At 49.6% G+C, this 8,200-nt stretch carries 9 protein-coding genes; 4 read left to right on the top strand and 5 right to left on the bottom strand.

Annotated features, from left to right (window positions below):
* From N434_RS25930 to N434_RS25095, 3 genes are all read left to right on the top strand, one after another.
* On the top strand, positions 1-490 hold a 490-nt coding region (locus N434_RS25930), incomplete at its 5' end, for a hypothetical protein (protein ID WP_210206062.1).
* 1,145 nt (positions 491-1,635) lie between these two features.
* Positions 1,636-2,304 (top strand): replication protein RepA, encoded by a 669-nt coding sequence (locus tag N434_RS25100; protein ID WP_176510704.1) that lies wholly within the window; start codon positions 1,636-1,638, stop codon positions 2,302-2,304.
* A 611-nt stretch (positions 2,305-2,915) separates the two neighbouring features.
* Entirely contained in the window at positions 2,916-3,458 is a 543-nt protein-coding gene (locus N434_RS25095; RefSeq protein WP_097050019.1) for a recombinase family protein, read from the top strand.
* A 395-nt stretch (positions 3,459-3,853) separates the two neighbouring features.
* Here N434_RS25095 and N434_RS25090 read toward each other — a convergent pair whose 3' ends face one another.
* From N434_RS25090 to N434_RS25070, 5 genes are all read right to left on the bottom strand, one after another.
* Positions 3,854-4,504 (bottom strand): cysteine peptidase family C39 domain-containing protein, encoded by a 651-nt coding sequence (locus N434_RS25090; protein WP_176510705.1) that lies wholly within the window; start codon positions 4,502-4,504, stop codon positions 3,854-3,856.
* Between the two features lie 209 nt (positions 4,505-4,713).
* Positions 4,714-5,013: a hypothetical protein gene (locus N434_RS25085; RefSeq protein ID WP_110760753.1), complete on the bottom strand. Its 300-nt coding sequence runs from the start codon at positions 5,011-5,013 to the stop codon at positions 4,714-4,716.
* Positions 5,010-5,507 (bottom strand): hypothetical protein, encoded by a 498-nt coding sequence (locus tag N434_RS25080; RefSeq protein WP_110760752.1) that lies wholly within the window; start codon positions 5,505-5,507, stop codon positions 5,010-5,012. The genes N434_RS25085 and N434_RS25080 overlap by 4 nt, the downstream gene beginning before the upstream one ends.
* Entirely contained in the window at positions 5,500-6,366 is an 867-nt protein-coding gene (locus tag N434_RS25665) for a hypothetical protein (RefSeq protein ID WP_141401696.1), read from the bottom strand. Before N434_RS25665 ends, N434_RS25080 begins: the two co-directional genes overlap by 8 nt.
* Before the next feature lie 40 nt (positions 6,367-6,406).
* Entirely contained in the window at positions 6,407-7,246 is an 840-nt protein-coding gene (locus N434_RS25070; RefSeq protein WP_141401697.1) for a hypothetical protein, read from the bottom strand.
* Positions 7,247-7,570: 324 nt separating this feature from the next.
* Between N434_RS25070 and N434_RS26210 the strand changes: the two genes are divergently transcribed.
* Positions 7,571-7,819: a WGR domain-containing protein gene (locus N434_RS26210; protein ID WP_097050022.1), complete on the top strand. Its 249-nt coding sequence runs from the start codon at positions 7,571-7,573 to the stop codon at positions 7,817-7,819.
* The last annotated feature ends 381 nt before the right edge of the window (positions 7,820-8,200 follow it).

Here is an 8,200-nt window from a genome sequence, read left to right as displayed (position 1 = left end):
GAAGGATGGCTCCTACAGAAGTTTTTCCGCGATCAAGATCGTTTCCACCACGCTCTTCGATGCTCTGGGACTCCGGGGCTGGCTTGACAAGGAACGCGCGAAAGCTAAAGAGCGGCTCAGGATAAAACAGAAGGCCTATGAGAAGGCATACGCCAAAAGAGGGGCAACGATGATGAAGCAGCTGACCGCGAAAATCGCCGGAATGGCCCCAACAAGTCCTGCCCGCAATACGGACGAAAAGACTCGGGAGGAGGCATCCAAAAATTGGCCGACGTCCGTGCAAACCATCACCGCCACAACCGGCACCCGCAGCCTCGATCCAGTGAGCAAATACCTCGATCAGCTCAACCCCGAAGCCAAAGCGCTTATCTCAAAACTCGCGCTTGACATCCTGACGGAACACCCGGACTGGAGCCGAGACAACATCTACGCGGAAGCCAAGAAATTACTTCCGGGCGTCTACCGAAGTCCCCAATCGTTACCGACCTAGCGTCGAATCACGGGGCACAGGGATCGACGAACGGAGAACGAAACTCCGCTACGGACAGTCATTACCCACCGCTACCAAAATGGGCCGAAAGGCCCTTTTTTTCGCTTGCTTCCAAACATTCACGCCAGAATATGCAGAATAGACTGAAGCAACCCGGCCCAGGGTGCTCCCGGTGGAAAATAAGTGTCATGTGAAAAACTGATAAGTGTCATTACTTCTAATCAAATTTAAATTATTCAAAAACTCTTTTTATCCACAACCAGATACCCATCGCTGAAATCAGATACGCCCAAGTAACCAAAAAATAAGCAGATATTGACAAGACAATAGACCAATCTACACTCCCTCATAAGAAAGCTAAAACAGATAAGGAGAGTTTTTGCACTCGACCATGGAAAACTAAGAAATGCGACCCTCAAAATTAACAGCGTCAATTAATGCACAAGATATTTGGAGGCTCGGTTCCACGAACCAGGACTTCCAACCGCAGCCAATCTAGCAGATCACCTGGGTGCCTCACGGAGAACAATTCACAATTAGAGAAAAAACGATGCAGAGTTCGGTAAATTTTTCAATCGTCTGAAAACGTCGTAATGGACGTCAACCAATTGGTTGCACCCAAAATCAGACAAACCCCCTTTGGGGTTCACCGAAAATGGCAACGCTTCGGGGAAAAGATGGCAAACGGTTTACCCCCAAGGCAACATACACGCCAAGCCGAGATGATCCAGAAATGGAGACTGTAGGAGAAATCGATCAGGCCTAAGACCGAGGCCGGTAAGGTAAAGGTGTCCAAGATCGCCTACAAAGGAGACATGTTACGCGGACTATCATAAGCGCTTCTGGAGCACAAAAAAGCCCTTCTGAAAACGAAGGTAAGAACAAGAATAACACTCGAATATCAACAAATTACGCGCATCCGGAACGGCTACGATGTCCTCTATTCACTACGATCCTTCCAGCCCACAAAGGGAATGGTACTTCACTTCAATTTCACTTCAACATAGAAAGGATTATAGAATATAAATAAATAATAACAGCGTAAGCAGGGTTCAATTCTCTTACACGTCGAGGCAGGATATGCCATCGATCCCAGTACCGAACGGTACGCCAAAATCGGCCTTCCGTTCGGCCCCAAGGCACGCTTGATCCTAGCTCACCTGAACGCCGAGGCACTCAGGACCGGCTCTCCCGAAATCGAAGTCGAGCGCAGCCTGACCGCTTTCGTTAGACGCCTTCAAGACCCGACCAAACGGGGAAAATCGGGACCGAACGGTTACCAAATCCGCGCATTCAAAGACCAACTTGCGCGTCTATCCGTTGCCGCCATCCGCATGGCCATGATGGCTAACAGTCACACCGTGCAAATCAACAGTCAGTTCGTAGACGTGATCGAATTGTGGCTAACGAAAGATGAGAACAACAGGGTTCTTTGGAGACCGACCCTTCACCTGAATCACCGGTACTTCGACAGCCTTCAAAAGCACGCCGTGCCACTCGACGAGCGGGCGCTGGCGGCGCTGTCACACTCGGCCATGGCGCTTGACATCTACGCCTGGCTGGCCCAACGCCTGCACCGTATCCCTCATGGGAAACCGCAATTCATCACGTGGGTGGCCATCAAGGGGCAGTTTGGGGTGGATCACAGTCGGATGGACAAATTCAAAACCGTCTTCCATACCGCGCTGTCACAGGTCTTTCGGTGCTACCCGAAGGCCAAGGTCGAGGTGGACCAGGGAGGATTGACGCTGAGGAACAGCCAACCCCAGGTTTCTACACGCGTGAGCCTTGTGGAAAAATCTGGTGATCGGTGAAGTTATCTACGGCTACTTTGGTGGACAACCCTATTAGGTATACCTATAGCTACCGATAGTTATCAGACCCAATCTGTGGAAAAACCTCCACAACAGAACCTAACTCCACCACCTGCGGTACAACACCGGCCTGTCACCAGCCGTCCTGACAAGGACAGAGCACAACAGAGAGTCCAACGGAAAGGTCTACAGGGAGAAATCCCTGCTGAGGGAAACGCTCGGAGCGGAAAATCAAATCAAGGAACCTAGTTCCAACTCACTGGCGTGGAACGCCAAATCCGAAGCAGAAACGATGCGCAGAAGACGCCGGAAAGGCCCTCAGAGCCTCTCTCGGGCGATTACAGATGTTTGGAATGGTTGAGGTAACAAGGAGAGAAAAAAACCGCTCTACAGGCTTCCCACAGGCTCACGAGCCAGAACCCTACCCGTCCCCTTTTACTCTATTAAGCAATCCCCCAGCAATTCTGCCAGAGCGTTGTCATTTTTGAAGTCCGTCCGATTTCAGGTGCGAAAATTGGGCGACGGCCATTGCCTTCGGTGGCCTGCGTTCGTTCCGACGCGCACCCCGCGCTTGCACCAGGACCCCCATAATGACTTGACATGCGTGTCGCATGGCCTATTCCCTCAAGCAGCTCCTCAAGACCGTCGAGGACCCAAAGGACCGCGAAATCGGATTCCACCCGCTGACCGAGAACATCGATACGACTACCAGCAGCGGCCGACTTGTCTTCCACATTTTTGCCAGCCTGGCCGAGTTCGAGCGGTCCATCCTCCACGAGCGGACAATGGCCGGCCTGAATGTCGCCTGCGCCCTGCTCGCCGACCCCAAAATCCCCGTCACCGAAATCGCCAGCCGGCTTAACATTGACCAATCCACCCTTTACCGCTATTTCCCAGGAGGCCGTAGCGCACTCCAGGGCACCATACAACAGTACGCCAGAAGCCCACACTGGCCATTTAAGACCAGTGTGGGGATCCTAGGGATACCGAAAGGGCGCGGTAGAGCGTCGACGCGGCTCACGTTAAGCAACGTGGCCACCTCTTTAACCGGACGCCTTTGCGCGCCCGTGGCTGAGCTTCTCATCCGAGAACAGATGCAGTTCGGCTTCGAAGCCAATCAAGATCGCTCTGTCAGAAGGGAGGTCAGAAGCTAACGGGGATCGACGCAGACACAATCACGGCCCGCGCAGCAGGATAAGATGTTGCCACAATACCGAATTTCGCTTCGGAGCTTGGAAAAAGTCGTGGGCGGCTCCCACACGAATAGCCACATCCTTTGGCAGAAGGACCAGAATGTTGCCAGGTTCTCCGCCGATCTCCTCAGCGAGGCTCTCAGCTACCGCCCCGCCCAAACCCTAATCTGCGTGATAGCCTGCTCGGTCTGGCGTCGCGGAGCTTTCGTAAAGAACCCCGCCTGCGCAGCCAACTCTGCATCCTTGGGCAGTATGGCTAACACCCGGCCTTGCGCTTCGGAGGTTGTTTGCGCCCTCGCCTCGGTATCCCATAGAGCATATCCAATGAAGCATTCAAGGAAGTGGTCGAAGGGGAATTAGGAATGCGCTCCCCGCAATAGGATTAGATGTTGCCACAAATCCGGGTTTTGCGTTGGGGTTACCCAAAATCCAGGCTTTGGTACCACCGGAACGCCGTGTTTCTTCGGAAGGATGGTTAACACCTTCCCTGTGTTTTCTGCACCTACCCACATTTCCTGAAAGCGATAGGCTCCGAGTGTTTGGTTTCCCCACGAAGGGTCTGCTAACCGGACTAGACCATCCGATCTGATGCCCCGCACTACGGAGAAATGCCCCTCTCCGTGCAAGTCTAAATAGACAATAACCGGATTACGGAGCTGTCTAAGTTGCGCAAAGGTAAGCACCAAACCAACGGCGCGAAAGCCAAACTTCCCGACGGCTTGCTTGATGGTGGAAAACGACGCCGTAGTATCCAGTTCGTTTTTGATTGCCTGGGCAAGCTGTTTATTCAAGTCTTCGTGGGGAATACCTTTTCCTAACGATTCGAGTACCACGGCAAATAGTTGCCGTTTGAGTTCCTTCGTAGAGAGTTCATTATCGAGCACGGCCCGAATAAGCGTCGAACGGATGCCACGCTCAAAATCCGAATCCACTGTAGCGAGCTTGGCTGCTATAACTTCCGCGATAAGGTCTGCCTCGGATACATCCTGTCCATAGAAATAATGCAAGATCGTTGCTGCTGCTGCGGATCCGCAAGAATCATCTAAACGCTGCTTTATAACCTGTGCGTCCCGTAAATCCTTCCAAGTTTTGATCGGAATGCTGACAGAACCTGTTGGGTGGAGAAGATGAATTTCGCCCCCTCTCCCAAAGGCCGCGATTCCGATCAGAACCCCTCCGAAGACTCCCAAAAGCCAACGGGATGGTGGCACAGAATCTATTTACCTTCTAGTGAAGCCTTATAGGCTCTTACATCGTCGGCATTTATCAGTGTTTCGCTTGTTACAGGTCCCCGAAAAGCAAAAAAACGCATCTCATCTATTGCTACCACTATACGAATTTGTTTCTTTTCAGAATCCTCATAATAGGCTCTCGCAGTTAACTCATATTCAACAAGGTCCCTAACAGGATACGCATATTCGGTACGATTGAAAATTTTTAGGATTCTCGCTTTGTCATCAGAGAGAATCTCCTTTAGATAGGCTTCTGTAAGCTGCCGCGCAACTTTTCTATTCATAGGGGTTTTTCGTAAAGGGTTAAATCTTTGGTGTTTAAAAGTTCGGTTCGAGATAAAGCGCGAGATCCCCCATCGTCCACAGTAACCTCTATACGGATTAATTCTTTTTTTTCCTCGTTGTCTTCTATATAATGTTTATAGGCGTTTCCCACGTCTCTATATTCTGCCTTCGCTGCATACTGATGTCCAAAGAAAGGGTCTTCATGGGTTACTGTATATTTATATTTATACGGTGGACGTTCCCCCACGGCTTGTAGGTAGTCATCTTCTTTTGTTTCTATCTCCCCATACTCCCCCTCTTTGATTATTTTATCAATCCGTTCTCTACCGCTGGAAACGATTTCCCGTAGCTTAACTTCCGCCACATAATCGCAAAGACATTTATCTATGTCTTCTTGATTCCTCCATGCGTAAAAAAGACCTAGGCAAAACGTCCAGATATCATACCCTATCTCGCTTACCTGGACCAATCTTTTTCTCAAGTTCCTAATCACAACTGAGCCCTCCGAAATCAAAACAAGCCTGTGCGCGGGTTGGCGCAACGTATTGCATAATTAAACCACGCAACCGTTCGCTTGGCACAGGTCCGGTATAGGAATCGCGATTCTCTGCACTGAGAGTCGTTGGCCTAACGCCGTCATCCGAGGCAACTGTTTCATCCCAAAGAGCTTGAATCAACTCGGCACTAGGATCTGGTATGCCGGGTGGTATCCTAGCCGGTTCCGTAGGGGTTTCCTCGGATGATGCGGATAATGCGGAGGGTCCCGACGATCCCGATATGGGTCTTCCCTGAGAATCTATTAGTCCTTTTGCTTGAGCTTCCGCTTTCCGCGCTCTCCATTGTCGCAATTCAAATTTGTAATTATATTTTTTCTGTGCTATTGGATCTTTCAGTCTCCTAGGTGGACCTCTGGTGAAATCCTCCTTTCCATAGGGAAGTCTATAAATCGGTTTTTTTGAGACGCCTTCTTTAATAGGCCAACGGTCGATTTGCCAATGCTTACGCCGCCCCGCCATCCCATGCCAGGAATTTGATTTAAAGTAATGATGCGGAGGATCTTTGTGTATCCGATAATTATATCTTCCAATCTGGAATGCATTACCATACCTGAAACTTCTATAGAATCCGGCTATAGCACTCCCGATGCGACGCCACATACCGCCCCACCATACCTTACCCTCTACCGTAGCTAATTCTCCCTCCGTTAACTGCGTAAAGTCACTAACGCTATATCCCGCTGTCGGATTAAATAGAAAATCAACATCCGTTTGGGTTAACTTACCAGCAAACGCGGGTTGCGCCAACATGAAAGAGAATAAAATAACCGTCAATATATCTTTAGCATTTTTCATAATCTACCTCTTGAATATCGAAGGCTCTCTTAAAGCATGATCACCAATCAATCTCACGTGTAATATGAAGCCCCACGAAAGAACCTTCGTCGCCACTCACATTGGCTGACAGGTTTCCGAAGATGGTTGTCTTTTTATCGAGAGCGAACCCTACGCCCATTGTGGCGTTCGTGCGCGTGAACGCAATCCCCGTGGGTTCGCTATCCACCTTGTTTTTCCCGCTGTAGATAACCTGGAAGCCGCTAGACACGGAAATTTTGTTATTGATAGAGAAGCTGAGGGAAGGTTGTATATAAAAACCGTCTCCGGGGTCAAAGACAACATGGTTTCCGGAATGGAAGTAATTACGTCTTTGCGCATGGTTGTATCCTGCCGATAACGACAACACCACGGGGTCAAAAGAACGATACGTCGTTAATCCAATACGCCATGTTTTCCCGTAGACAACATTAACACGTCCAGTTGAACCCTCATTCCCCATAGCCTCAACCTCAACATATCCAAGTAAGGCAGGTGTTTTTGCTTCAGGTAAAAAGCTGTAATTGATTCCAAGCGTAAGATTGTTAAATTTAGTTCTGCGTTCGGACTTCTCCGCTGTCGAACGCCGGTATAAATGGGAGGCCGTGGTGCGTCCGAAGATTTCAGTCTTTGGCGTTATGCCATGCCGGATTCCGATTTGGGTTGATACCATATCCTGATTTCTAGTGGAAAGAATGGTACGCTGCGTTTGGTTTCCATAAGCAATCCCAAAGCTGAAGCGCGTAATGTTCTCTTGGATTAAAATCTCCTTACTCATAAGCGGCAGGTCCGCTCCGCAAGGCGTTACAACAAAAATTAAAATAAATACAAAAGAGCGCAGGTTTTGAAATATTCGTGCCATTATTTGATCGTTTACCTTCGAGAGGATATTTAAAAATCTCCTGAAAGAGATGTTCTAAGGAGTATTGTCATCATTTGGGCTATGCTCTGTTTCCCGGAAAATTCGCTGCTTAATTACCGTGCTGATAAAGCTCTTCTCTGCGAGCCAAGCGAGAACAACACTTCGGACAACATCAGCGTCAGTCTCCCCAAACTCCCCTTTAAGACGCTCCAAGAGCCTGATTTGCTTATCGGAAAAGGAAACTTGAATCTTCTTTGACATATCACGTAAACCTGAACAGAATCCAAAATGGACTATAAAGAATCTATATAGATTCTATGAGGAATCCTTGAAGATTTCTACCAGCGTTGGTTTTACAACCTGGGGATCCCCCCAGACCTGTTCGGCAGTTGGTTGCTTATCCGTGAATATGGGCGTGTCGGGAGTCCAGGGCGGCTTCTTACTAACTGGTTTGAGACCCAGGACGCTTGCCAGGCGCTCCTGACGAAGCGGTTACTGAGCAAACAAAAGAAAGGACACAAAAAAACGGGAGTGCTAGAAACGCCGCTTAGGGCGTTTCGACGGGATGCCTGATCGGCGGACCAAGCCGGGTGGGCGCGGTGGCCGGTGTTGCGGCCTGATGCCCGATCGCTAGGGCACGCTCCATACTGAGAGGCCCTATTAAGATGCCCTGGGAGCCTCCGTGAGGCTCCGGTGCTCCGGCCTATGGATAACCGATGGCTTTGAAGGGATCGGCTAAAAACGCCGTTTAGGGCGATCCAGGGGTAGCCGATGTAGCCGTAGCCAAACCATATTTTTTATGCAGTTTGGGGGTCCAATTGGGGGTTGTATCGGTGATAAGAAATACTTAATACATTGATTTATATAAAAATTTTAGGGAAATTATAGCTGATACGGACTCCTCCAAACGAAAAAGCTAGTTTTTCTATCTACAAGGGGGCTTTTGCCCCCCCC

Origin of the sequence: Rhizobium sp. UGM030330-04 (assembly GCF_003208455.1) — a bacterium.
GTDB lineage: Bacteria > Pseudomonadota > Alphaproteobacteria > Rhizobiales > Rhizobiaceae > Agrobacterium > Agrobacterium rhizogenes_A.
The sequence above is the reverse complement of the archived record's forward strand: the minus strand, read 5'-3'. Positions and strand labels throughout refer to the sequence as shown.

Coding starts and splice junctions, on each gene's coding strand:
- N434_RS25095 (WP_097050019.1), top strand. CDS start 2,916: ATGGCCTATTCCCTCAAGCAGCTCCTCAAGACCGTCGAGGACCCAAAG.
- N434_RS25085 (WP_110760753.1), bottom strand. CDS start 5,013: ATGAATAGAAAAGTTGCGCGGCAGCTTACAGAAGCCTATCTAAAGGAG.
- N434_RS25665 (WP_141401696.1), bottom strand. CDS start 6,366: ATGAAAAATGCTAAAGATATATTGACGGTTATTTTATTCTCTTTCATG.
- N434_RS25070 (WP_141401697.1), bottom strand. CDS start 7,246: ATGGCACGAATATTTCAAAACCTGCGCTCTTTTGTATTTATTTTAATT.